This is a genomic window from Thiomonas islandica, assembly GCF_055383445.1.
Genome location: NZ_AP042391.1, coordinates 1,043,942 through 1,067,652, shown reverse-complemented (window position 1 = coordinate 1,067,652; position 23,711 = coordinate 1,043,942). Strand labels below are relative to the sequence as shown.

The 23,711-nt window shown below is 66.1% G+C and carries 19 protein-coding genes; 14 read left to right on the top strand and 5 right to left on the bottom strand.

Translation table 11 applies throughout. The annotated features are described in order from the left end of the window. Positions 1 to 16: 16 nt before the first annotated feature. From ACZ47F_RS05090 to ACZ47F_RS05080, 3 genes are read right to left on the bottom strand one after another with little or no spacing between them, the layout of a single operon-like run. On the bottom strand, positions 17 to 3,145 hold the full coding sequence (locus ACZ47F_RS05090; protein WP_464926203.1) for an efflux RND transporter permease subunit: 3,129 nt from the start codon (positions 3,143 to 3,145) through the stop codon (positions 17 to 19). Positions 3,146 to 3,160: 15 nt separating this feature from the next. Next, the gene (locus ACZ47F_RS05085) at positions 3,161 to 4,345 is read right to left on the bottom strand and encodes an efflux RND transporter periplasmic adaptor subunit (RefSeq protein WP_464926202.1); all 1,185 of its coding nucleotides are present in this window, start codon (positions 4,343 to 4,345) and stop codon (positions 3,161 to 3,163) included. A gap of 57 nt (positions 4,346 to 4,402) precedes the next feature. Then, positions 4,403 to 5,902: an efflux transporter outer membrane subunit gene (locus ACZ47F_RS05080; protein WP_464926201.1), complete on the bottom strand. Its 1,500-nt coding sequence runs from the start codon at positions 5,900 to 5,902 to the stop codon at positions 4,403 to 4,405. A 261-nt stretch (positions 5,903 to 6,163) separates the two neighbouring features. Here ACZ47F_RS05080 and ACZ47F_RS05075 point away from each other — a divergent pair, with 261 nt between their 5' ends. The 3 genes from ACZ47F_RS05075 to ACZ47F_RS05065 all read left to right on the top strand — a co-directional run bounded on the left by ACZ47F_RS05075 (position 6,164) and on the right by ACZ47F_RS05065 (position 9,382). Next, entirely contained in the window at positions 6,164 to 7,015 is an 852-nt protein-coding gene (locus ACZ47F_RS05075; RefSeq protein ID WP_464926200.1) for a helix-turn-helix transcriptional regulator, read from the top strand. A gap of 89 nt (positions 7,016 to 7,104) precedes the next feature. Beyond that, on the top strand, positions 7,105 to 8,379 hold the full coding sequence (locus ACZ47F_RS05070) for an O-acetylhomoserine aminocarboxypropyltransferase/cysteine synthase family protein (protein ID WP_464926199.1): 1,275 nt from the start codon (positions 7,105 to 7,107) through the stop codon (positions 8,377 to 8,379). A gap of 196 nt (positions 8,380 to 8,575) precedes the next feature. Further along, on the top strand, positions 8,576 to 9,382 hold the full coding sequence (locus tag ACZ47F_RS05065) for a glycine zipper 2TM domain-containing protein (RefSeq protein ID WP_464926198.1): 807 nt from the start codon (positions 8,576 to 8,578) through the stop codon (positions 9,380 to 9,382). Between the two features lie 597 nt (positions 9,383 to 9,979). On the opposite strand, the gene ACZ47F_RS05060 is transcribed toward ACZ47F_RS05065, so the two are convergent. After that, positions 9,980 to 11,503 (bottom strand): YifB family Mg chelatase-like AAA ATPase, encoded by a 1,524-nt coding sequence (locus ACZ47F_RS05060; RefSeq protein WP_464926197.1) that lies wholly within the window; start codon positions 11,501 to 11,503, stop codon positions 9,980 to 9,982. Positions 11,504 to 11,523: 20 nt separating this feature from the next. Beyond that, positions 11,524 to 11,811, bottom strand: coding sequence for an accessory factor UbiK family protein (locus ACZ47F_RS05055; RefSeq protein WP_464926196.1), 288 nt, complete (start codon positions 11,809 to 11,811; stop codon positions 11,524 to 11,526). Between the two features lie 295 nt (positions 11,812 to 12,106). Between ACZ47F_RS05055 and ACZ47F_RS05050 the strand changes: the two genes are divergently transcribed. The 11 genes from ACZ47F_RS05050 to ACZ47F_RS05000 all read left to right on the top strand — a co-directional run bounded on the left by ACZ47F_RS05050 (position 12,107) and on the right by ACZ47F_RS05000 (position 23,660). Continuing rightward, positions 12,107 to 13,246, top strand: a complete 1,140-nt coding sequence (locus ACZ47F_RS05050; RefSeq protein ID WP_464926195.1) for an outer membrane beta-barrel protein — start codon at positions 12,107 to 12,109, stop codon at positions 13,244 to 13,246. A gap of 36 nt (positions 13,247 to 13,282) precedes the next feature. After that, positions 13,283 to 13,621, top strand: coding sequence for a P-II family nitrogen regulator (locus ACZ47F_RS05045; protein ID WP_464926194.1), 339 nt, complete (start codon positions 13,283 to 13,285; stop codon positions 13,619 to 13,621). Between the two features lie 24 nt (positions 13,622 to 13,645). Continuing rightward, on the top strand, positions 13,646 to 14,968 hold the full coding sequence (locus ACZ47F_RS05040; protein WP_464926193.1) for an ammonium transporter: 1,323 nt from the start codon (positions 13,646 to 13,648) through the stop codon (positions 14,966 to 14,968). A 177-nt stretch (positions 14,969 to 15,145) separates the two neighbouring features. Next, positions 15,146 to 15,604 carry a nuclear transport factor 2 family protein gene (locus ACZ47F_RS05035; RefSeq protein WP_464926192.1) on the top strand — a complete coding sequence of 153 codons (459 nt, stop codon included), beginning with the start codon at positions 15,146 to 15,148 and terminating at the stop codon, positions 15,602 to 15,604. A gap of 39 nt (positions 15,605 to 15,643) precedes the next feature. Continuing rightward, positions 15,644 to 16,183 (top strand): RNA polymerase sigma factor, encoded by a 540-nt coding sequence (locus ACZ47F_RS05030; protein ID WP_464926191.1) that lies wholly within the window; start codon positions 15,644 to 15,646, stop codon positions 16,181 to 16,183. Continuing rightward, positions 16,180 to 17,046 carry an anti-sigma factor family protein gene (locus ACZ47F_RS05025; RefSeq protein ID WP_464926190.1) on the top strand — a complete coding sequence of 289 codons (867 nt, stop codon included), beginning with the start codon at positions 16,180 to 16,182 and terminating at the stop codon, positions 17,044 to 17,046. Before ACZ47F_RS05030 ends, ACZ47F_RS05025 begins: the two co-directional genes overlap by 4 nt. A 203-nt stretch (positions 17,047 to 17,249) precedes the next feature. Further along, complete coding sequence (locus ACZ47F_RS05020; protein ID WP_464926578.1) at positions 17,250 to 18,002, top strand: substrate-binding domain-containing protein; 753 nt, start codon at positions 17,250 to 17,252, stop codon at positions 18,000 to 18,002. An 80-nt stretch (positions 18,003 to 18,082) separates the two neighbouring features. Beyond that, positions 18,083 to 19,375 (top strand): glutamate--cysteine ligase, encoded by a 1,293-nt coding sequence (gene gshA / locus ACZ47F_RS05015; protein ID WP_464926189.1) that lies wholly within the window; start codon positions 18,083 to 18,085, stop codon positions 19,373 to 19,375. Between the two features lie 4 nt (positions 19,376 to 19,379). Further along, entirely contained in the window at positions 19,380 to 20,387 is a 1,008-nt protein-coding gene (gshB, locus tag ACZ47F_RS05010; protein ID WP_464926188.1) for a glutathione synthase, read from the top strand. Positions 20,388 to 20,422: 35 nt separating this feature from the next. Further along, positions 20,423 to 22,678, top strand: a complete 2,256-nt coding sequence (locus ACZ47F_RS05005) for a sensor histidine kinase (RefSeq protein WP_464926187.1) — start codon at positions 20,423 to 20,425, stop codon at positions 22,676 to 22,678. 322 nt (positions 22,679 to 23,000) lie between these two features. Next, entirely contained in the window at positions 23,001 to 23,660 is a 660-nt protein-coding gene (locus ACZ47F_RS05000) for a peroxiredoxin (protein WP_464926186.1), read from the top strand. Positions 23,661 to 23,711 lie beyond the last annotated feature (51 nt).

Genomic DNA, 23,711 nt, shown 5'->3' with positions numbered 1-23,711 from the left:
ACATCTTTACGACTTCTCAGTGCGCCGAACGCGTGCCGCTCGGCGGCGTCTGGCGCAGCGCGTCCTGCGCCTCGGCCTCGCGCAGCGCCTTGGCACGCGCCTCGGCATGATGGTCGGCGCCGAGCAGCATGTACATCGCCGGCACGACGAACAGCGTGAACAGCGTGCCGATCGACAGCCCCGAGGCGATGACCAGCCCCATGCTGAAGCGGCTGACCGCGCCGGCGCCGCTGGCGAAGATCAGCGGCAGCACGCCGAACACCATGGCCGCGGTGGTCATCAAGATCGGCCGCAGCCGCAGTCCGGCAGCGCGCTCGATCGCCTCGCGCTTGCTCAGGCCCTCGCGCTGCAGATTGTTGGCGAACTCGACGATCAGAATGCCGTGCTTGGAGATCAGCCCAATCAGCGTCACCAGCCCGACCTCGCTATAGATATTGAGCGTCGCATGACCGATGCCGAGGTTGATAAACAGCAGCGCACCCGAGATCGCCATCGGCACCGACACCAGGATGATGACCGGGTCGCGGAAGCTCTCGAACTGCGCAGCCAGCGCAAGAAAGATGATCACCAGCGCAAAGCCAAAGGTCAGCAGCAGTCCGCCCGATTCCTGCACGAACTGCCGCGACGGCCCGGCATAGTCGTAGCCATAACCGCTGGGCAGCGTTTGCCGCGCAAGCTGAGTGAGCGTCTGCAGCGCCTCGCCTTGCGCGACAAAGGGCAGGGGCACGCCCTGAATGGTCGCGGAGTTGGCCTGCTGAAAGTGGTTGATCGTCTCCGGCTGCACTGTCGTCTTTAGATGCACCACGGTGGACAGCGGCACCATCGCGCCGCTGGCGGAGCGGATGTAGTAGTGCTTGACCGCATCCGGATTGAGGCGAAACTTTTGCTCGACCTGTGGGATGACCTTGTACGAACGGCCGTCGAGCTCGAAAAAGTTGACATAGCCGCCACCGAGCATGGCGGATAGCGCCGAGCCGATATCCTGCATGGTCAGACCGAGCTGCGCGGCCATGTTGCGGTCGATTTCGATGCGGGTCTGCGGCAGGTCGATACGCAGGTCGGACTGCAGGAAAATGAACTGCCCGGTCTTGAGCGCATCCTGCAGGAATTTCTGCGAGACCTCATAGAGCTTGGAAAACGGCTCGCTGGTGGTGATGACGAACTGGATCGGCAACCCACGCGCGCCGGGCAGCGGCGGCGGCTGGAACACCGCGATCTGGCTGCCGGCGATGTGGCTCAGGTCCTTTTGCACCACAGGCTGCAATTGCGTGGCCGTCTTGGTGCGTTCATCCCAGGGCTTGAGCACCATGCCGCCGATCACCTGGCTCGGGGTGTTGAGCTGGAACACATGGTCGGTTTCAGGGAATTGCTTGAACACCTCGTACACCTGCTTGGCGTACAGCGCGCGCTGGTCGAGCGTGGCCGCAGGGTTGTTGAACGAGATCGAGATCAGCACGCCCTGGTCTTCCTGCGGCGCCAGCTCGGACATCGAAGTCGTGAACAGGTAGGGGATGAAGCCCAGCACGATCAGCGCCATCACTGCGGTCACCGGCAGAAAGTCGAGCGAGCCGTGCAGCACGCGCTCGTAACGGTTGTGCAGACGCTCGAACGTGCGGTCGAGGAACAGCACGATGCGGTCCTGTAGGCTGTGGCTCTGCGGGTTGGACGCCTTGAGCAGCCGCGAGCACATCATCGGCGACAGGGTCAGCGCAATGATCGCCGAGATCACCACGGTGCCCACCAGGGTGAACGCAAACTCGGTGAACAGCGCGCCGGTCAGACCGCCCATGAAGCCGATGGGCACATACACCGCGATCAGCACGATGGTCATCGCGATGATGGGGTTGGCCAGCTCGCGCGCAGCGCGCACCGCAGCGTCATGCCGACTCATGCCTTCCTCGAGGTGGCGACTGACGTTCTCGACCACGATGATCGCGTCATCGACCACCAGGCCGATGGCCAGCACGATGGCCAGCAGGGTCAGTAGGTTGATCGAGTAACCCAGCGCCAGCATGATGGTGAAGGTGCCGACGATGGACAGCGGGATCGCCACCAGTGGAATGATCAGCGCGCGCAGGGAACCCAGGAACAGGAACACCACCAGCGCGACGATGAACACCGCTTCGACCAGGGTCTTGATCACTTCGTCGATCGAGGCGTTGACGAACTTGGTCGAGTCGTAGACGATGGTGCCCTTCAGGCCCGATGGCAGCTGCGCCTGGATGTCGGGAAACACCTTGCGCACGCGGGCGATGACGTCGAGCAGGTTGGCACCCGGCGCGACCTGGATGCCGATGTACACCGAGGTCTTGCCGTCGAAGGCGACCGAAGTGTCGTAATCATCCGATCCCAGCGTGACGTTGGCCACATCGTCGAGCCGCACCACCCGGCCGCCGACCGACTTGACCACCATGTTCTTGAAGCCATCGAGCGATTTCAGATCGGTATTGGCCGACAGCGCAATCTGGATCATCTGCCCCTTGGCATTGCCGGTCGAGGCCAGATAGTTGTTCGCCGCCAGCGCCTGGTAAACGTCGGCTGCGGTCAAGCCATAGGCGGCAAGCTTTTGCGGGTCAAGCCAGGCGCGCAGGGCAAAGTTTTTCGCGCCGAGGATTTCCGCGGTCTGCACACCCTCGACCGCCTGCAGCTTGGGCTGCACGCTGCGGATCAGGTAGTCGGTGATCTGGTTGGGCTTGAGCACATCGCTGTAGAAGCCGATGTACATCGCGTCGATCGTCTGCCCGATCGACACCGACAGCACCGGCTTTTGCGACTGCGGCGGCAATTGGTTGAGCACCGAGTTGACCTTGGTGTTGATCTCGGTGAGCGCCTTGTCCGGGTCGTAGTTCAGCCGCAGGTTGACGGTGATAGTGCTGACCCCCTGCACACTGCTCGAGGTCATGTAGTCGATGCCGTTGGCCTGCGCGATCGCGTTTTCCAGCGGCGTGGTGATGAAGCTGGCCACCAGATTGGCATCCGCCCCAGGGTAGGCAGTCGTCACCGTGACCACAGCGTTTTGCGTGTACGGATACTGCAGCACCGGCAGCAGCCCGATCGAGCGCAGCCCCAGCACCAGAATCACCAGGCTGACCACGCTGGCCAGCACCGGGCGCTCGATGAAAATGTCGGTGAATTTTTTGTTCATCGCTCGCAGCCTGTTTTAGGAGTTGGGCACTTGCGGGTTGGGACTGTTCGCCGGCTGCACGCTGTTGTTGATCAGCAGCGGCGTGCCGTTGCGCAGCTTGAGCTGCCCGGCGGTGACCACGGTTTCACCCGGTTTGATGCCCGACAGCACCGCGACCTGGTCACCGCGCGTCGGCCCGGTGGTGACAAAACGCTGCTCGGCCACCAGCTTGGGTTTGCCGTCCGGCCCCTTGCCCTCGTTCTTGACGATGAACACGGTCGCACCATACGGGTTATAGGCCACCGCGGCGTTTGGCAGGGTGATGTAGTCGCGCGGCTGGCCCTCATCGATGCGCACCGTGGCGAACACCCCGGGCAGCAAGGCGCCGCCGGGGTTGGCGATGCGCGCGCGCACCTTGAGGTTGCGCGTGCTCGGATCGAGCTGCGGCTCGACTGCGACCACCTTGGCGTCGAAGGTCTTGCCCGGCGCGGCATTGGTCTGCACCTGCGCGCGCATGCCGGGGTGGATCAGGTCGATCTGGTTTTGCGGCACTGTGAAGTCGATGTCCATCGGGTCGAGCTGCTGCAGCGTGACTGCAGTCGCGCCGGGGGCGAGATACTGCCCGAGGTCGATCTGCCGGATGCCGAGCACGCCCGAGAACGGCGCGCGGATACTGGCCTGCGCAATCACTGCCTTTTGCGCGTTGATCTGCTCACCCAGCGCCTTGAGCTGCGCTTCGAAGCTGGCGACGTTGGCGCGGTCGGTATCGACCACTGCCTGGCTGATCGCCTGCACCTTGAGCTGCGCCTCGTCACGCCGCAGGTTGATGCGGGCGAGCTCAAGCTGCGCCTGCACCTGGCCGAGCTGCGCCTGCAGTTGTGCCAGCTGCGCGCGCTGCGGGGCATCATCAATCTGCACCAGCAGCTGGCCAGCGCGCACCTTCTGCCCCGACTCGAAGTGGATCGCCTTGACGATGCCGCCGACCTGTGCGCTCAGGTTCGCCTGCTGGCTGGCGCGCAGATTGCCCAGCGCCTCGACCGTCGGCTGCCAGCGCGAGACCTCGGCCATCATGGTCGAGACCGTCTGCGGCGGATTCGACTGGCCCTTGATCGCCTTGGCGATCATGGAATTCTTGAAGCCCTGGAACCACACCACCCCGCCGACGATCACGGCTGCGACGATGAGCATGATGATCATGCGCTTGGTTGTGCCTTTGGTCATGTGTGCACTCCGAAATGGCTATTGGTCTGTGTCGATGCAGCGGTGCGCGGGACGGGATCAGCGGCCAGCTGCGGTCGTCGTCGCAGCGGCTGCGCTGCCGATCACGCCACCGCCCATGGCCTGGTAAAGCGCGGCGCTGTCGGCCAGGCGCTGCGCCTGCGCCGCGATCAGCCCGATGCGCGTCTGCTGCGCCAGCTGCTGCGCGGTGAGCAGTTGCAGATAGCTGGCGGCGCCGAGCGCATACTGTTGCTCGATCAGCTTGAGCGAATCCTGCGCCGAGGCATCCGCCGCGGCCTGCGCCTGCAGGGTCTGCGCGTCGTTGTCCAGCGCGCGCAGCGCATCGGCCACATTGCGCAGCGCCTGCAGCACGGTCTGCTGATAGTTGGCTCCGGCGGCCTGCAGGCTGGCCTCGGCTGCGTTGGCGCCGGCCCTCAGGCCCTTGTTGAATAAGGGCTGCGCCAGCTGTCCTGCCAGCGCCCAGACCGTGGAGCCGGGACCGAACAGGGCGCCTGCGGTGAGCGCCTGCGTGCCCAGACTGGCGCTGAGGTTGATCTGGGGGTACAGGTTGGATACCGCCACCCCATACTGCGCGGTCGCCGCATGCAGCAGCGCGGCGCTGGCCTGAATGTCGGGCCGCTGCTGTACCAGCTGCGACGGCACCACCACCGGCAGGGTCTGCGGCAAGGCGAAGTCGGCCAGAGTAAAACGCGGGATCTCGGCCGCGCCCGGTGCCTGCCCGAGCAGCACGGCGAGCAGGTGATCGGTCTGCTCCAGCCGGTTGCGCAGCGGCGGAAGGCTGGCGCGGGTCTGCTCCACCTGGGTCTGCAGGCCCAGCACATCGGTGCGCGCGGCCGCGCCCAACTCGAAACGCTTGCGCGCGATGTCGAGCTGATCTTGCTGCGCCTTCAGGATGGCCTCTGTGGCAGCGATCTGCGCGGCGAGCTGCGCCTGGGTGATCGCCGCGGTCACTACATTGGCCGCCAGGGTCAGCCGGGCAGCGTCGAACTGATACCGCTGAAAATCGGCCTGCGCCGCCAAAGCTTCGAGCGCGCGGCGGTTGCCGCCGAACAGGTCGAAGTTGTAGTTGACCGCAACCGCCGCGTTGTACAGGTTGAACACATTGGTGGTCTTGCTGCTTTGCCCAACAGACGCCGTGTTGGTCTGGTTGCGGCTGACGCCGAGCTTGGCGCCAACCGTGGGATACAGCGTGGAGCCGGCCTGCGCCGCGAAGGTCTGCTGCGCCTGCCGCAGCGTGGCCTTGGCGGCGGCCAGGGTGGGGCTGTTGCGCAATGCGGTGTTCACCAGCGCATCGAGCGTGGTCGAGCCGTAGGCGCGCCACCAATCGGGCGCGAGCTGCTCGACCGTCTGGAACCGCTGCGCAGCGCCCTGCCCTGCCGGCGCAGACGCGGTTTGCGCCGGCAGGGCCTGCCGCGTGTACTGCCTGACCTCGGGCGGTGCCGGGGTTTTGAAGTTCGGACCGACCGTGGTGCAGCCCGCCAGCAGCACAGCGCCGAGGGCCATCCACCTTGCGCGAAGAGTCGCGGGAAATTTCTGCATGAGAGACGTTCCTGAAAGACAGCCGGGGGCGCGGCAGGGCGCTGCGCCGACAACGATCTGCGTCGCGCGCCGGGGCAGCACGCCGCGAGACTGAAAAGTCGGACGATTCTAGGCGTCAGTTCTTGCGTTTGCCGGGCGTGCAACGCGCGATCAAAGGCGCAGGCGAATGCATGCTAGGGCAGGCATTTTTGGCCGAGTGGCTTTACGATGCCAATGAATATCGCAAATTCGCCAAAACCTGCCACCACTGCCGATTGGCCGATGCAAAGCTCCATTCGCAGCTTGCGCGATGCTCCGGTCAGCACCCCGCAGGAGCTGCTCGCGCTGATCAACCGCCTGGATGGCGCCGGGCTGATCGCCGTCAACGTGCGCAACCCGGTCGCGCTCGACCCGACGACGCATTGCCTGGCCCGCGGCACACTGTTTTTGCTCACCGAGGGGCTGTTCGTGGTCGAGACCGCGCTGGGGCGGCAGCTTGCGCCGTCGCACAGCCTGAGCTGGATGCCACCGGGGACGGAGCACGCGGTGCGCTCGTGCGGGCCGACCGCGGGCGTCGGCGCCTTTGTGCTGCCGCAGCTCTGCGCCGATCTGCCGCGCGAGCCGGCAAGCTTTGCGTTCGACCCACTGATTGCGCTGATCCTGCAGCGCGCCTTGTCCTGGCCGCACGGGCAACCGCTCGACACACCACGGCTGCGGCTCGTCCACGTACTGCTCGACAAGCTGCAGCAGGCACCGAGGCGCCCGCTGCAATTGCCGTGGCCGGTCGACCCGCGGCTGCTGGCGATCTGCTCGAGCAGCGCGCGGGCGATCGCCAGCAGCCGCACGCTCGAGCAATGGGCACGCTGGGGCGGCATCTCGCCACGCATGCTTAGCCGCCGCTTCGTGCAAGAGACCGGGATGAGCTTTGCGCAGTGGCAGCAATGGGCGCGACTGTCGCGCGCGCTCGAATGGCTTGCCACCGGCCACGCGGTCAAGGATGTGGCGCTGTCGCTCGGCTACCGCAGCGTCAGCACGCTCATCAAAGCCTTCCGCCAGACGCTGGGCAGCACGCCGGCCGCCTACCTGCAGACGCAGCGCGCGCGGCAGCCAGAGAGCGAGCCGGCTGTGGTCTGATGGCATATCGATCCAAGCAAAGATTGTTTGGCGCCACCCGCGGCTGGCGCTACGCTTTGCGGCTGGATCAGGACTGCGGGAGACACGCAATGCAATTCGAAACCCTGGCGATACACGCCGGCTACCAGCCCGAGCCGACCACCCACGCGGTGGCCGTGCCGATTTACCAGACCGTGTCGTACGCGTTCGATGACACGCAGCACGGCGCCGATCTGTTCGACCTCAAGGTGGCGGGCAATATCTACACCCGCATCATGAATCCGACCAACGACGTGCTGGAAAAGCGGGTCGCTGCGCTCGAAGGCGGTGTGGCAGCGGTGGCGCTGGCCTCGGGCATGGCGGCGATCACTGCGGCGATTCAGACCATCGCCGAAGCCGGCGACAACATCGTCTCGAGCAGCCGGCTCTACGGCGGCACGTTCAATCTGTTTGCGCACACGCTGCCGCGGCAGGGCATCGAGGTGCGGTTTGCCGACCCGCGCGACCCCGAGGCGTTCGCCCGGCTGATCGATGCGCGCACCAAGGCGGTGTTTTGCGAAACCATCGGCAACCCGCTGGGCAATGTCACCGACATCGGCGCGCTCTCTGCGGTGGCGCATGCGCACGGGGTGCCGCTGATCGTCGACAACACCGTACCGTCGCCGTACCTGTGTCGCCCGATCGAGCATGGCGCGGACATCGTCGTCCACTCGTTGACCAAATACCTCGCTGGGCATGGCAACAGCGTCGGCGGTGCGATCATCGATGCCGGCCGGTTCGATTGGGCGGCGCACGGCAAGCGCTTTGCGCTGCTGAGCGAACCCGATGTGAGCTATCACGGCGTGAGCTACACCGCGCAGTTTGGCCCGGCGGCATTCGTCGCCCGCGCCCGGGTCGTGCCGCTGCGCAATATGGGCGCGGCGCTCTCGCCCCTGAACGCCTTTCTCATCCTGCAAGGCATCGAGACGCTGCCGCTGCGGATGGACCGCATCTGTGCCAACGCGCTGCGCATCGCCGAGCACCTGCAGCGGCACCCGCAGGTGGCCTGGGTGCGCTACGCTGGACTGCCCGACCACCCCGACCACGACATCGCGCAGCGCCTGATGCGCGGCCGCGCATCAGGCATCCTGAGTTTCGGACTGAAGGGCGGGCGCGAGGCCGGCGCGCGCTTCCAGGACGCGCTCGGGCTGTTCACCCGTCTGGTCAACATTGGCGACTGCAAATCGCTCGCCTGCCACCCGGCCACCACCACGCACCGTCAGCTCAACGCCGAGGAACTGGCCGCCGCCGGAGTAAGCGAGGACATGGTACGGCTGTCGATCGGCATCGAACATGTGCACGACCTGATCGCCGACCTCGATCAGGCGCTGGCCAGAAGCCGGTAGGCTTGATCGGGCATGCGGACTTCGAGCAGCATCGCCCAGACCCCATGACTTGGCCTGCGCCGGGGGTGGCAGATGAGAGGGGGGAGTGCAAACCGCAGCGCGCCGAATCAATCGCTCAAGCACGGCCTGCGGCGCTGTCGGCACGCGGCCCGGCCGGTGCGTTAAGAGGGGCGACAAACCATTTCAGGAGAGAGTCATGTCATCCAATCCTCCCCAAACAACGGCCACCGGCGGCAGAGGTGTCTGGATCGCGGTGTTCGCGATGGGCGCGGTCATCGTGGCGCTGCTGGCCGCCGTGCTGTACAAGCTGAGTCAGGCTCCGACAAACACGGCAGCGCCAACCACGCCGGCCACAACAGCGGCGGCGTCCGTACCCGCCAACCCGCTACAACTGGCCTCGGCCGCAACGAAGGCCAGCACGCCGGCCACTGCGGCGGTCGCGCCCTACACGCAAACTGCGGCAACCCCGGCGCCCCGCCCGGTGCAAGAAACGCGCAGCCAGTCTGCGCAGCCCACCGCACGGCAACACACGACCGCCCACGTCGTGGCCGCGCCGCAGCCCACCCAGGTCGCGCAGAACCCGATGGCGCCGCAGCAATTCGCCCCTCAGCAGTTCGCGCCCCAACCCATCCCGAGTCCGGCGCAGACACCGCCGCAGCAGCCGGTGTGCACCACATGCGGCACGGTGATCGCGGTGACCGCGCAGCAGGTGCAGTCGCAACAGAACAATCCGGTGGGAATCATCGCCGGGGGCATCGTCGGTGGCCTGCTGGGCAATCAGATCGGCGGCGGTGACGGGCGCAAACTCGCCACCGTGGCGGGCGCGATCGGCGGCGGTCTGGCGGGCAACGAAATTGCCAAGCGGGTGGACACACAGACCATCTACAACGTTCAGGTGCGTCTCGACGATGGTCAGGTGCGCACCCTGCAGCTCAAGGTCGCACCGCCGGTGGGACAACGGGTGCAGATCGGCGCAGACGGCGGGCTCAACCCGATCCAATAGCAACACTAACAGGCCGTTGAAAAACGTCGCGAGGATGGCCAGATGCAAGGCGCACGGCGCGCAGCGACCAAGACATATCAAATAGATAGGCGTGGCAGCGCGCACCGCGCAACGCCGCAGATGGCCCACCGCAGTAGTTTTTCAACGGCCTGCTAAAGCACACGTGCCCCGCCCGAAACCGCCTGTTTGCGGTGAGACCACATCTGCGGGCGCGATTGACAGGCAAGAGATCGCGTTACAAAATCAAATGAACTTTCCGCGAGATTTCCGCACAGAACAGGTGCTACTGTGGTTCGAGTTCACGCTCAATCATGTGGCCCTCCAAGTTGCCCGGTAGTCTGCTCTACAGACTCTCCCCCCGATCCGGGCATTTCCAGCCAGGTGCGCAAGGCACCTGGCTTTTTTTTGCCCGCAGGCCGGCTGCCTTCAAGATTGTTCATGAGGGCACGGGATGATGGTGTGGCGAGTTGGAGAGGGATTTGGCCCCGCGCAACAAGCTCATCGCCGTCGCTATAGGCGAGGGAGCGCGCACCGCGCAACGCCGCAGATGGCCCACCACAGTAGTTTTTCAACGGCCTGCTAATGGACGATCTGGGTTCAAACAGCCAGCGCGCGGCGCAGTTGCATGGCTTCGGCCAGATGTGGCAGCGCGATGTCCCGCGCCTGTGCCAAATCGGCGATGGTGCGCGCCAGTCGCAGCACGCGGTGCGTGGCGCGCGACGACCAGCCAAGCCGTGAAATGGCCTGCGCGACGAACGCGTTGCCGGCGGCGTCCAGCGCGCAGTACGCATCGAGCGCAGCGCCGTGCAGCAGCGCATTGGGAACGCCCTGCCGCTCCTGCTGCACCGCCGCTGCCGCTGCCACGCGTGCCGCGATCTGCGCGCTGGTCTCACCCTGCGGCAGTTGCAGCAGCGTCTCGGGATCGATCGCGCCGACCTCGATCTGGATGTCGATGCGGTCGAGCAGCGGGCCGGAAATACGGCCCCGATAGCGCGCCACCTGGTCGGGTGTGCAGCGGCACGCGCGCGTGGCATGGCCCAGATACCCGCAGGGGCAAGGGTTCATCGCCGCAATGAGCTGAAAGCGCGCCGGAAATTCGGCCTGCCGCGCCGCGCGTGAGATGTGGATGCGCCCGGTCTCCAGCGGCTCGCGCAGGCTGTCGAGCACACCGCGATCGAACTCGGCCAGCTCGTCGAGGAACAGCACATTCTGCGTGGCTAGGCTGATTTCGCCAGGGCGGATGGCGCCTGCCCCGCCACCCACCAGCGCCACGGCCGAAGCGGTGTGGTGTGGACTGCGCAGCAGGCGCTGGCCCCATTGCCGCGGGTCGAAGCGGCCGACCAGACTGAGCACGGTGGCGCTCTCCAGCGCCTGCGCGCGGGTCAGCGGCGGCAACAGCCCGACGAAGCGCTGCGCCAGCATGGACTTGCCGCTTCCCGGCGGCCCGACCATCAGGACATGGTGACCCCCGGCTGCGGCGATTTCCAGCGCGCGCTTGGCCGCGCTGTGGCCGCGCACCTCGGCCATGTCCGGGCCGCTCTGATGCACAGTGCCCGAGCCGGACGCAACGACTTGCTGCGCCGCGCCGTCCTGCTGCAGCAGATACGCCACGACCTGCTGCAGATCGCGCGCACCCAGCACCACTACCGCCTGCGCCAGCGCGGCCTCCTCGGCGCTGGCCAGCGGCAGCACCAGTCGGTGCTCGGCTTGCGGCTGCGAAGCCTGCGGCGCCAGCGCACAGGCCATGGCCAATGCGCCGCGCGTGGGGCGCAGCGCGCCGGTCAGCGACAGCTCGCCGGCAAAGACATGGCCTTGCAGCCGCTCGGCTGGAATCAGCCCCTGCGCGACCAGCAGACCGATGGCGATCGGCAGGTCGAACCGCCCGGATTCCTTGGGCAGGTCGGCCGGCGCCAGATTGACCACGATGCGCTTGTTCGCCGGAAACCCCAGCCCGCTGTTGATCAGCGCGCTGCGCACCCGGTCGCGCGCCTCGCGCACCTCGGCCTCAGGCAAACCAACGATGGTGAAGCCGGGCAAGCCGGGCGAGAGATGCACTTCCACCGTGACCGGCGGCGCCTCCATGCCCAGCAGTGCCCGGCTGGCAACCTGCGCCAGCGACATGAACCGCGAACCGGCGCGGCTCAGCGCCAGGCGTCTTCGGGCGACGCCGCGGCGTCTGGCGAGGCGGCGTCCAGCCGCGCCTGCAGTTCGCGCACTTGGGCTTCGAGGGTATCGATCTGCTGCCGCGCGGCCAGCAGCATGCGCTGTGTAGCCTCGAATTCGTCGCGCGTCACCAGATCGAGCCGCCCCGCAGCCGATTGCGCCAGCGCGCGCAGATTGCGCTGCGCATCGTGCAGCGGGGTTTTTTCGATGAGTCGACCGATCTGGTCGAAAAACGCGGTGTTGCGTTGGCGAAAGCTGTCGTTCATCGCTGTGCTCCTGAAATTTACCGTTGCGCATTGTGACCGATTTCCCCGGCCCGACGTGCGGCGGGTCATTGGGTTCTTGCGTGCGGCCAAGGATTCGGCCCGACAGGTTTTTGCACCATCACGGTGCAGATGCATTGCAACGCACAAAAAAAGTGCGCGAATTCGCGTTCAACCCGCGTCAAGCAAGCGACAAGGACATGACAGGCCCCAAACAGACCTGGCACGAAAGCTGCAGATGCTCCCTGGCATTTCACAGTGGGCGTCTTGCCCGGCAGCACTCACAGGAGAAACTTGGATGAACAAAATCGCAATCGCCGCGGCTGTCGCCGCTGCTCTGGCCGGCACCGCCGGCGTGGCCTCGGCCCAGACCGCACCAGCCCCGGCCGCTCCCGCGGCACCTGCCGCGCCCAGCCTCGGCGCGGTACTGGCCGCAACACCCGGCCTGAGTCTCACAGGCTATGTCGCGGCGACGTACTCGTATTTCGACGACAAGACGCCGTTGCTGCGCCTGTATTCGGGCAGCCGCAACAGCTTTCAAGTCCCACAGGCCGCGCTGACCGCGTCCTACCTGCCCAGCAGCGGCTTTGGTGCGCAGGTCACCGCGATCGCAGGATCGGATGCGAAGGTGCTGCGACAGGGCGAGACCTGGCCATTTAACACCACGTCGAGCCAATTCGACCTCAACAACGCGTTCGTGCAATACGCCACCGGGCCGTTGACGGTCATGGCCGGCAAGTTCTCCACCCTCGCCGGCGCCGAGGTGCTCAACCCCGCCAATGACAACCAGATTTCGCGCTCGCTGCTGTTCTGGAACATGGAGCCGGGCACGCACACCGGTCTGCGCGCGGCGTATGCCGTCAGCCCGGCGCTGACGGTCACGGCCGGCGTCAACAATGGCTGGAACTTCACCAGCGCCCCAGCGGGCACTGGCAAAACGCTGGAGCTCGGCGCTTCGGGCAGTCCCAACAAGCTGTTTTCCTACTCTGCCGCGTATTACCGCGGCCAGTCGCCGCTCTACGGCACCACGAACGGCCTGCTGCAACTGCTCGATCTGGTCGGCACACTCAACGCCACCGATGTGCTGAGTTTCGGCGCCAATATCGACATTCTGCACAAGGATGACTACAACGGCCCGGGCAGCGGGACGGGCAAGGCCAATGGACTTGCGCTGTATGCCAACTACGCGCTCGCCGACCAATGGACGTTGTCAGCGCGCGGCGAATACATCGACGACCAGCAAGGCATCGTCTCGGGCATGGCAGCGAACAAGCTCAAGGAAGCCACGCTCACGCTGAGCTATGCCCCGGTGAAAGCGGTCAAGCTCATGGCCGAAGTGCGCCAGGACCGCTCGGATAAAAAGATTTTTACGGACACCAGCGGCAATCCAACGGACAAGCAAACCTCGCTGCAATTGCAGGCCGTTTACTCGTTCTGATCCCACGGGCCTTCGGGCCCACTGAAGGAGCCACACATGAAAATGATCACGGCCATCATCAAGCCGTTCAAACTCGACGAGGTGCGTGAAGCCTTGTCGGGCATCGGGGTGACGGGCATCACCGTCACCGAGGTCAAGGGCTTCGGTCGACAAAAAGGCCATACCGAGCTGTATCGCGGCGCGGAATATGTCGTCGACTTTTTGCCCAAGGTGAAGATTGAGGCGGCCGTGCCGGAAGCCCTGGTCGAACGCACCATCGAGGCGATCGAAAACGCGGCCCGCACGGGCAAGATCGGCGACGGCAAGATTTTTGTCTCCGCCCTCGAACAGGTCGTGCGCATCCGGACCGGCGAGACCGGCAGCGACGCGCTCTGAACACCGCACACGAAGGAAACCGACATGAACAAACGTCTTGCTTTTCCCGCGGCGCTTGCCGCGATGCTGCTAGGCATGGGTAGCGCCTGGGCGCAGACCGCTCCCGCCGCCGCAGCGCCCAACCCGGCGGCCTTCATCAACTCTGGCGACAACGCCTGGATGCTGACTTCCACCGCGCTGGTGCTAATGATGACCATCCCAGGGCTGGCGCTGTTCTACGGCGGCATGGTGCGCAAGAAGAACGTGCTGGCCACGTTGATGCAAAGCTTCGCCATCACCTGTCTGGTGACCGTGCTGTGGATGATCGTTGGCTACAGCCTGGCGTTCACCTCGGGCAGCGGATTCATCGGGGGGCTGAGCCGCTTCTTCCTGAACGGCATGGGGCTGGATTCGGCCAACCCGCTGGCGTCGACCATCCCTGAATCGACCTATATGACTTTCCAGATGACCTTTGCCATCATCACCCCGGCGCTGATCGTGGGGTCGTTCGCCGACCGCATGAAGTTCTCGGCGCTGCTGTGGTTCATGGGCATCTGGCTGCTGGCCGTGTATGCGCCCATCGCCCACATGGTCTGGGGCCCCGGCGGCTGGCTGGGCGGTGACGGCGTGCTCGACTACGCGGGCGGTACCGTGGTGCACATCAACGCCGGCGTCGCCGGCCTGGTGGCCGCGCTGGTGATGGGCAAGCGAATCGGCTATGGCAAGGAAGCGATGCCTCCGCACAACCTGGTGCTGACCATGATCGGTGCCTCGCTGCTGTGGGTGGGCTGGTTCGGCTTCAACGCCGGTTCCGCCGTGGCTGCAAGCGACCGCGCCGGCATGGCCATGGCCGTCACGCAGATCGCCACTGCCGCCGCCGCACTGGGCTGGATGTTCGCCGAGTGGATCGCTCGCGGCAAACCCACCATCCTGGGCATCACCTCCGGCGCGGTCGCGGGTCTGGTGGCCATCACCCCGGCGTCCGGCTTTGTCGGCCCTGGCGGTGCGCTGGCCATCGGCCTGATCGCTGGCGTGGTGTGCTTCTGGACTGCGGTCTATATGAAGGAAATGATCGGCTATGACGACTCGCTCGACGCCTTCGGCGTGCATGCCATCGGCGGCATCATCGGTGCCATGCTGACCGGCGTGTTTGCGGTGAAAGCCATCGGCGGCACCGCCGGCGCCCTGGAAGGCAATATGGCCCAGATCCTGATCCAGGCCAAGGGCGTGGGCTTCACCATCGTCTACGACGCGATCGTCACCTTCGTCATCCTCAAGGTCATCGACATGGTCATCGGCCTGCGCGTCACCGAAGAGCAGGAACGCGAAGGGCTGGACATCAGCCTGCACGGCGAGCAAGTGCTCTGATCCCCGGTTTCCGGACGGTGCAGCGGCCAGCCGCCGCACCCGAAGGCGTCTCCTCATCCTGATCACAGGATGTTCCACCCGCCCCTGGCTTGCCCGGGGCGGTTTTTTTGCCGGGTCTGGAATAAACCGCAAGCTGGGGCGTCTATACCGTGTCATTCACCTCAACTGGAGTCTTCCATGAACCGACTGCAACGTCTTACCCCCGCCCTGTCCGCTGCCGCACTGATGGCCGCGTTTGGCTTGTCCTCGCTAGCGCACGCCGCCGAGAGCCCCCTTGAAGCCGCCCGCGCGCACATCGAGGCGATCGCCGCCGGCAAGGTCGATGCGATCACCGCGAGCTACGCGCCCAACGCCGTACTCGAATGGGTCGGCGGCCCGCTTGACGGCCGCTACGCCGCACCCGACGAGATCAAGACCACCTGGACCAAGTTCACCAAGGCCAACGGCACGCTCAAGGCCGAGATCAGCCAGCTGCAGGAAGCCGCCAATCCCAAGGGCGCGACAGTCACCGCCGACGTGGTATTCCAGGGCAAGACCGCGATTCCCGTACGCTATGTGCTGACCTATCGCGACGGCAAGCTGGTCGACGAAATCTGGCAAATCGACCCCAAGCTCGCGAGCAAGGGCGGATACTGATCGCAATCGCCTGACCACCCGCCCAAGCCCGGTGCCCCAATGGCAGACCGCCACCAGTTGCTGACCGAGCAGATCCCACACCTGCGCCGCTACGCCCGCATGCTGTATGCAGGTCGCGCGTCGGATGCCGACGATCTGGTGCAGGACACGCTGGAGCGCGCGGTGAGCAAATGGGGGCTGTGGCGAGGCGCGGGCAGCGTTCGTCCCTGGCTGTTTTCCATCATGCACAACCTGTTCGTCGATCAATGCGCGCTACAGGGCGCGCAGGCCACGCAGGCGCTGGACGATGTGCCCGACGCGCTACTGCCGGCGCAGGCCGCGGGCCATGAGTCGCGGATCGAGGCGCTGGAAATGCTCGCTGCGCTGCAGCGCCTGAGCGTGCCGCTGCGCGAGGTCTTGCTGCTGGTCGCGGTCGAAGGCCTGAGCTACGCCGAGACTGCCAAGGCGCTGGGCGTTCCGGTCGGCACGGTGATGTCGCGGCTGTCGCGGGCGCGCACGCAGCTTTGGCAGCTCACCAGCGGCGACGGCGTTCAGCGCCCTGCCCTGCGCGTGATCGACGGGCAAAGGAGTGTGGGATGACGCTGCAGCGCCCAGATCGCGACACCCTGATGGCCTACGCCGACGGCCAGCTCGATGGCGCGCGCCGCGCCGAGGTCGAGCGCTATCTCGAACGCGAGGCGCAGTTCGACCTGCATGCGGATGTCGCAGCGACGCAGCCCAGCGATCAGACCAGCGTGCGTGCCGAGCTCGCCGCGATTCAGGCGCAGAATCGCGCGCTGCGCGCCGCGCTCGATCCGCTGCTGAGCGAGCCGATCCCGGCGCGGCTGCTGCAAAGCGCCGCACCGCCAGCGCGTCCCTGGGCCCGTGCCGCTGCCGTGGCGCTGTGGATCGGCGTGGGTGCCGTGGCCGGCAGCCTGATCACCCATCAGGCGCAACACGACGACACAGTGGCGGTCGCGCAGACCGAAGGCATGCAACATTTCGTCCACCAGGCCGAGCTGGCCTGGGCGGTGTACACGCCGGATGCGCGCCGCCCGGTCGAAGTGCGCGACGGCAGCGACCTCATCACCTGGCTGTCCAAGCGGCTTGACCGCCCAATCATCGCCCCCGACACGCTGCCGGGCGGGCTCGAGCTGATCGGCGGGCGGCTGCTTCCCGGCATGCCCGGCAAGCCCGCCGCGCAGCTGATGTACCAGGACGCGCAGGGCCACCGCGTCACGGTCTATCTGCGCGGCATGGCCAAGCCAACACAGCAGACCGCGTTTCGCATCGTCAGCGGCAAGCGCGCGACCACGTTCTACTGGGTCGACCGCGACTGGGGCTATGCGCTGACCGGCGATCTGCCGCGGTCGCAGCTGCTTGCCGCCGCGCGCGCGCTTTACGCGCGCTACAGCAATGCGCCAGGCGACTTCGCACCGCAGCGCGGCGCACCGTCGGTGTGAACCGCGCGCTGCCGCGGGCGCAGGCCGGCGGCTGGCATGCCGAAGTTCACACCACCCCCAATCCGGCGCAAATACGCCGGAGACTTTTCCCCCACCACACGTTTCTCAACCCACGGAGTCTCACCATGTCCGATCGCACCCCCAACGAACCCACGCCACGCGCCAACGATCCGCAGCGCCGCGCACTGCTGCGCGCCGGGCTGATGGGCGCCTCGGCGCTGCTTGCCGCGCGCGCACCAGCGCTTGCCGCCGAGAGCATCGAACTCAAGATCTACGGCCCCGGCGGCCCGGCGCCAGCAATGCACGAGGCCGCCGCCGCGTTCGAAAAAGCCTCCGGGGTCAAGGTCACGGTCACCGCTGGGCCGACGCCGAAATGGATCGACGCCGCGCGCACTGACGCTGACCTGATCTACTCCGGCTCGGAGACGATGATGAGCGACTTCGTCACCGCAATGGGCGGCCAGCTCGACAGCGCCGACGTCGTGCCGCTGTACCTGCGCCCGCTCTCGATCCTAGTGCGCCCCGGCAACCCCAAACGGATCGGCGGCTTCAAGGACTTGCTGCAGCCGGGGATCAAGGTGCTGGTCGTCAACGGCGCCGGGCAGAACGGAGTCTGGGAGGACGCCGCCGGGCGACTCGGCGACATCCGCACCGTGCGCGCGTTGCGCAGGAACATCGTCGCTTACCCCGCCAACAGCGCGCTGGCACGGCAACTGTGGATCGAGCGGCCCGACATCGACGCCTGGCTGATCTGGAACATCTGGCAGGTGTCGAACCCCAAACTCGCCGATCTGGTCGAGGTCGAGGAGCCCTACCGCATCTACCGCGACACCGGCATCGCGCCGACCATCCGCGGCAAGCAAAAACCGCAGGCGCTGCGCTTCATCGAATTCCTGCAAGGCCCCGAGGGTGAGGCGATTTTCCGCCGCTGGGGCTGGATGACCGGCAGCGCCTGAGTGCGGACGGTGTGCAGACTCAGCGAGTTTGCGCCGGGTCTGCAAGAATCGGGGATGTCCTTGCACTACACAACAACTCGATGATCCCGCATCTCATCACATCCTCGGGCGACCCCGTGCTCGAGCTCGAACAGCGCATCCTCGAGGCGCAGCCGGCGATCGAGCGCTGGTTCCGCCTGGAGTGGATGGAGCACACCCCGCCGTTTTACTGCTCGGTTGATCTGCGCAACGCCGGGTTCAAGCTCGCGCCGGTGGACACCAATCTGTTCCCGGGCGGGTTCAACAATCTCTCGCCCGACATGATGCCGCTGGCGGTGCAGGCGGCGATGGCGGCGATCGAGAAAATCTGCCCTGAGGCCAAGAATCTGCTGGTCATCCCCGAGAACCACACGCGCAACACCTTCTACCTGGAAAACGTCGCCACGCTAATGCGCATCTTCCGCCAGGCGGGGCTGAACGTGCGGCTGGGCTCGCTCGACGAGAAGGTTTCCGAGCCGATGCACCTGAAGCTGCCCTCGGGCGGCGAGCTGGTGATCGAACCGCTGGTGCGCAACAAGATGCGACTGGGGTTGAAAGACTTCGACCCTTGCACCATCCTGCTCAACAACGATCTGTCCAGCGGCATTCCGCCCATCCTGCAGGGTCTGCACGAACAATACCTCCTGCCGCCGCTGCACGCAGGCTGGGTGGTGCGGCGCAAGTCCAACCATTTCCATGCGTACGACGACGTGGCGAAAAAGTTCGCCAAGCTCATCGGCGTCGACCCGTGGATGCTCAACCCGTATTTCGCCAAGTGCGGCAAGGTCAACTTTCACGAGCGCCACGGCGAGGACTGCCTGGCCGACGCGGTCGACAGCGTGCTGGCCAAGGTGCGCAAAAAGTACAAGGAATACGGCATCCAGGAAAAGCCCTTTGTCATCGTCAAGGCCGATGCAGGCACCTACGGCATGGGGGTGATGACCGTGCGCGACCCCAGCGACGTCAAAGACCTCAACCGCAAGACGCGCAACAAAATGAGTGTGGTCAAGGAAGGCATGGAGGTCAGCGAGGTGCTGGTGCAGGAAGGCGTGCCCAGCGTGGAACGACTGCAAGAGGCAGTGTGCGAGCCAGTGGTCTACATGATGGACCGCTATGTGGTGGGCGGCTTTTACCGCGTGCACGCCGACCGCGGCCCGGACGAAAACCTCAACGCGCCCGGCATGCACTTCGTGCCGCTGGCGTTCGAGGAACAGTTCAACGTCACCCACCCCGAAGCCGCCCCCGGCACCAGCGGGCTCAACCGCTTCTATATGTATGGGGTCATCGCCCGGCTGGCGATGGTGGCCGCCAGCTACGAGCTCGAGCGCACCGACCCGGAAACCGAGCTGGGTTGAGGCCATGCAACTGCTGTTCGTCGCCGACCCGATCGCGTCTCTCAAGATCCACAAGGACAGCACCTTCGCGATGATGCGCCAGGCGCAGGCGCGCGGGCACGCGATCTGGGTGTGCGAGGCAGGCGATCTGCACTGGAGGGGCGGTGCCCCCACGCTTGCCGCCAATGCGGCGGCGCCGGTCACAGCCGTTTGCCGCCGCATCGACCTCACCGGCGCCACACAGGGCAAGGACTGGTACCGCGTGCTCGACCAGCGGCCGCTGGCGCTGCGCGATGTCGATGCGGTGCTGATGCGCAAAGACCCGCCGTTCGACAGCGAATACTTCTATGCCACCCATCTGCTGCAGCAAGCCGAGCGCGAGGGCGCGGCGGTGTTCAACAGCCCGCAGGCGCTGCGCGACCATCCGGAAAAGCTCTCCATCCTGGAGTTCGTGCAGTTCATCCCCCCCACCCTGGTCAGCCGTCGCGCGGCGCAGATCAAGGCGTTCTACGCCGAGCATGGCGACATCATCCTCAAGCCGCTCGATGGCATGGGCGGCACCGGCATCTTTCGCCTGCGCCAACAGGCTGACGGCAGCCCCGATCCGAACCTCAACGTGGTGATCGAAACCCTCACCGCAAACGGTGCCACCACCATCATGGCGCAGCGCTTCCTCCCCGAGATCGTGCAGGGCGACAAGCGCGTGCTGATCATCGACGGCGAGCCGGTGCCCTACAGCCTGGCGCGCATCCCGCAGGGCGGCGAAACCCGCGGTAACCTTGCCGCAGGCGGCCTGGGCGTGGCGCAGCCGCTGTCCGAAACCGACTGGACGATTGCCCGCACGATCGGGCCGGTGCTGGCCGCGCGCGGCCTGCTGCTGGTGGGCATCGACATCATCGGCGACCGGCTCACCGAGATCAACGTCACCAGCCCGACCTGCTTTCAGGAAATCACCCAGCAGACCGACTGCGATGTGGCGGCGCGCTTCGTCTCGGCGCTCGAACGCGCCGTGGCGCGAGCAGGCAAACACTGACGCCGCGCGGCGGCTCTGGGCGACAATCGTCCATCATGCCTGCGCCGCAAACCCGCTCTGCCCGCATCCTGATGGCGGCCCTGCTGCTGACCCTTGCCGGGGTCACGACCGCGCTGTCGCTCGCCTTGCATCAGCCCTGGCTGGGCCTGGCCTTCGCGTCGCGCGCCGACTCCGCCGGCCCCGGCCTGCTGGTGACCGCAGTCGATCCAGCTGGCCCGGCCGCGGTGGTCCGTCCGGGATCGCGTCTGCTGTCCATCGGTGCCGGCGATCGCACCCTGGCCCTGCAGCCCAGCGATCTGATCGAGGAACCCGACTTTTTCGATCGCTATGCGCAGGTCGAAGCGTTTTTCCAGCGTCAGAGCCAGATCGCCACGCTGCTGCGGTCGGCGCAGTTGCAGTTGCGGTGGCGCGATCCGGGCGGGACAATCGTCGCGCAGACCGTGCGCCCTGCGGCCAGCCGACCGCTGCCCAGCCTGCCGTTCGTATTCTGGTTCCAGTTGCTGTGCGGCAGTGTGGCCATGCTGGTGGGCGCCTGGGTGTATGCCCTCAAGCCGCTGAGCTGGGCCGCGCGGCTGCTGGCGCTGTCCGGCCTGCTGTTCCTGCCCAACACGTTTTCGGCGGCGGTCTACAGCACGCGGGAACTGGCGCTTGCCGGCGATTTGTTCGCGCAGTTGTCGGCGATCAACCACCTCGGCGGACTGGGGTTCGGCGGTGCGCTGGCTGCGCTGTTCCTGGTGTATCCAGCCAGACTGGCGGCACCGAAATCGCTTTGGCCTGCTGCCGTGATCGTACCGGCCTGGTGGGCCGCCGACGTGCTGCGCTTAGCACCGGATGTGAGCTGGGGGGTACGCATTCCGCTGTTGCTCGAAATCCTGCTCGCAATCGGTCTGGCAGTGGTGCAGTGGCGGCGCAGTGCAAAGCGCGCCGCAGACCGGGCCGCGCTGCGCTGGTTCATCCTGTCGGCCATGCTCGGCAGCTTCACCTTCGTTGTGTTGACCTTCGGTTCGCGCCTATTCGGCATCTTCCCGCCGATGCAGCAGGGCTATGCCTTCGGCTTTTTTCTGGCCATGTATCTCGGCCTGGCGCTGGGCGTGGGGCGCTATCACCTGTTCGACCTGGACCGCTGGGCCTACCGCGCGCTGCTGTGGGTGTTGGGGCTCGGGCTGATCGTCGTGGTCGACATGCTGCTGGTGCTGTTGCTGAACTTGCGTCAGGACCTGTCGCTGATCCTCACGCTGCTGATCGCCGGGCTGCTGTACCTGCCGCTGCGGCAATGGCTGTGGCAGCGCATGATGCAGGGTGAACTGCCGCCGATCGACAAGCTGCTGCCGGAAATCATCACCGTGGCCTTCACCGCACAGCCCCAGGAGCGCGAGCGACGCTGGCTGGGGCTGCTCGACCGGCTTTACCAGCCGCTGCACAACCTGCCGCTGTCGGCCACGCAGGCCGATGCGCAGATCGGGCTGGCGCTCGACGGCATGGAACTGCGCGTGGCGCCCGCCGGCGGCATGGCCGCACGCCGCCTGCAGGGGCGCAGCGCAGGGCAGCGTCTGTTCACCACGGCCGACGCCGAGCTCGCCACCGCGCTGGTGACCCTGGTCAATCAGGCCGCCGCGGGGCGGGATGCCCTGGAGACCGGAGTACAGCAGGAGCGCGACCGCATCGCCAGCGACCTGCACGACGACATCGGCGCGCGGCTGCTCACCCTGCGGCATCTGCTGCAAGGCGAGCGCGAGCAGGCCATGCTGATGACCACCATCGACCAGCTGCGCGCCATCGTGCGCGGCCTGCGCCAACCCCCACAGCCCTGGGACGAGTTCGCCGCCGACCTGCGCTCGGAAACCGCACAGCGCCTGGCCGCTGCCGGCATCACGCTCGACTGGCCCGCACCGTTGATCGGCGGCCTCGTCGCCATGCCCTGCGCGCACCAGAGCACGCCCGACCACCCGGCGCAGGACCCCGCGCAGCAATACCACCTGCGCGCGCTGCTGCAGGAGGCGGTGAGCAATGCCATCCGCCATGCCCACGCCCGCCATGTCGCGGTGCGCCTGTCGGTGCAGGACGGCGGGCAGATGCGGCTGGATGTGATCGACGACGGCGTGGGCCTGACGCCGCAACCCGGTGGCAGCGGCCACGGATTGACCAGCATGCAGATCCGCGCCCGCGCGCTGGGCGGGCGCATCACCTGGAGGCACAGTGCCGACTTTCCCGCCGCGCAACATCCCCATCCCCCGCAGCCGCACGACTCGGGCACATGGGTGGAGCTGGTGTTTGCGCTGCGTCGCGATTGATCCGGCAAGTTGGTGTTGAAGGACCCCGGCTCGCCCCCATCTCTTTTCCGCCATCGCGAGTGAAAGCCCAGTCGGCAGAGGAATTCACCTTCTGCGCGCCGGATCGACGCTCGCACCGCACGGCGCGGGCGCGTCGGCCCGGCTGTCACACGGCGGTCTGCATCACGGCGCACAATCGCGATGGCGGATGCGCTCTCGCCATACATTTTTTCTAAGTGTGCGATGAGAACATTCGATTGGATCAATTTCAGGGTTAACCCTAAACTCTGCTCCCGTCGGCAAACCTGCCGCGTTTTTCAGACCAACCACAAGGACCTCAACCATGGAACAAACTACTGAAACCGCCGGTCTGCCCCGGCTCAACGAACCTGCACCGAACTTCGTCGCCAAGACCACGCACGGCGACCGTACCCTGGCTGACTACAAGGGCAAGTGGCTGATCCTGTTCTCGCACCCGGCTGACTTCACCCCAGTGTGCACCACCGAGTTCATGGGGTTCGCTCGCAACTATGACAAGTTCAAGGCGCTGAACTGCGAGCTGCTCGGCCTGTCGATCGACTCCATCTTCGCCCACCTGGCCTGGGTGCGCTCGATCAAGCAGCACTTCGGCGTGGACATTCCCTTCCCCATCATCGAAGACCTAAAGATGGACGTGGCCCGCGCCTACGGCATGATCCACCCCGGCGCTGCCGACACCCAGGCGGTGCGCGCGACCTTCTTTATCGACCCCAACGGCATCCTGCGTGCCATGGTGTACTACCCGATGAGCAACGGCCGCTCGATCGACGAGTTCCTGCGCCTGCTGCAGGCGCTGCAGACCAGCGACAAGTATGGCGTAGCCACCCCCGAAGCCTGGTGCCCGGGCGACAAGGTCATCGTGCCCCCGCCCAAGACGACTGCTGCAGCCGAGGAGCGTGTCACCGAAGGGCCCAAGCAGGGCATGGAAGTGACCGACTGGTACTTCACCAAGAAGGCGCTCTGACCCCCCGGTTCGCCCGCCCAAACGCCTCCACCGCAAACGCCGTGGAGGCGT

Bases quoted from the DNA above. Each gene is read 5' to 3' on its own strand.
- ACZ47F_RS05090 (WP_464926203.1), bottom strand. From the start codon at position 3,145: ATGAACAAAAAATTCACCGACATTTTCATCGAGCGCCCGGTGCTGGCC.
- ACZ47F_RS05085 (WP_464926202.1), bottom strand. From the start codon at position 4,345: ATGACCAAAGGCACAACCAAGCGCATGATCATCATGCTCATCGTCGCA.
- ACZ47F_RS05080 (WP_464926201.1), bottom strand. From the start codon at position 5,902: ATGCAGAAATTTCCCGCGACTCTTCGCGCAAGGTGGATGGCCCTCGGC.
- ACZ47F_RS05075 (WP_464926200.1), top strand. From the start codon at position 6,164: ATGCAAAGCTCCATTCGCAGCTTGCGCGATGCTCCGGTCAGCACCCCG.
- ACZ47F_RS05070 (WP_464926199.1), top strand. From the start codon at position 7,105: ATGCAATTCGAAACCCTGGCGATACACGCCGGCTACCAGCCCGAGCCG.
- ACZ47F_RS05065 (WP_464926198.1), top strand. From the start codon at position 8,576: ATGTCATCCAATCCTCCCCAAACAACGGCCACCGGCGGCAGAGGTGTC.
- ACZ47F_RS05060 (WP_464926197.1), bottom strand. From the start codon at position 11,503: ATGTCGCTGGCGCAGGTTGCCAGCCGGGCACTGCTGGGCATGGAGGCG.
- ACZ47F_RS05055 (WP_464926196.1), bottom strand. From the start codon at position 11,811: ATGAACGACAGCTTTCGCCAACGCAACACCGCGTTTTTCGACCAGATC.
- ACZ47F_RS05050 (WP_464926195.1), top strand. From the start codon at position 12,107: ATGAACAAAATCGCAATCGCCGCGGCTGTCGCCGCTGCTCTGGCCGGC.
- ACZ47F_RS05045 (WP_464926194.1), top strand. From the start codon at position 13,283: ATGAAAATGATCACGGCCATCATCAAGCCGTTCAAACTCGACGAGGTG.
- ACZ47F_RS05040 (WP_464926193.1), top strand. From the start codon at position 13,646: ATGAACAAACGTCTTGCTTTTCCCGCGGCGCTTGCCGCGATGCTGCTA.
- ACZ47F_RS05035 (WP_464926192.1), top strand. From the start codon at position 15,146: ATGAACCGACTGCAACGTCTTACCCCCGCCCTGTCCGCTGCCGCACTG.
- ACZ47F_RS05030 (WP_464926191.1), top strand. From the start codon at position 15,644: ATGGCAGACCGCCACCAGTTGCTGACCGAGCAGATCCCACACCTGCGC.
- ACZ47F_RS05025 (WP_464926190.1), top strand. From the start codon at position 16,180: ATGACGCTGCAGCGCCCAGATCGCGACACCCTGATGGCCTACGCCGAC.
- ACZ47F_RS05020 (WP_464926578.1), top strand. From the start codon at position 17,250: ATGGGCGCCTCGGCGCTGCTTGCCGCGCGCGCACCAGCGCTTGCCGCC.
- gshA (WP_464926189.1), top strand. From the start codon at position 18,083: ATGATCCCGCATCTCATCACATCCTCGGGCGACCCCGTGCTCGAGCTC.
- gshB (WP_464926188.1), top strand. From the start codon at position 19,380: ATGCAACTGCTGTTCGTCGCCGACCCGATCGCGTCTCTCAAGATCCAC.
- ACZ47F_RS05005 (WP_464926187.1), top strand. From the start codon at position 20,423: ATGCCTGCGCCGCAAACCCGCTCTGCCCGCATCCTGATGGCGGCCCTG.
- ACZ47F_RS05000 (WP_464926186.1), top strand. From the start codon at position 23,001: ATGGAACAAACTACTGAAACCGCCGGTCTGCCCCGGCTCAACGAACCT.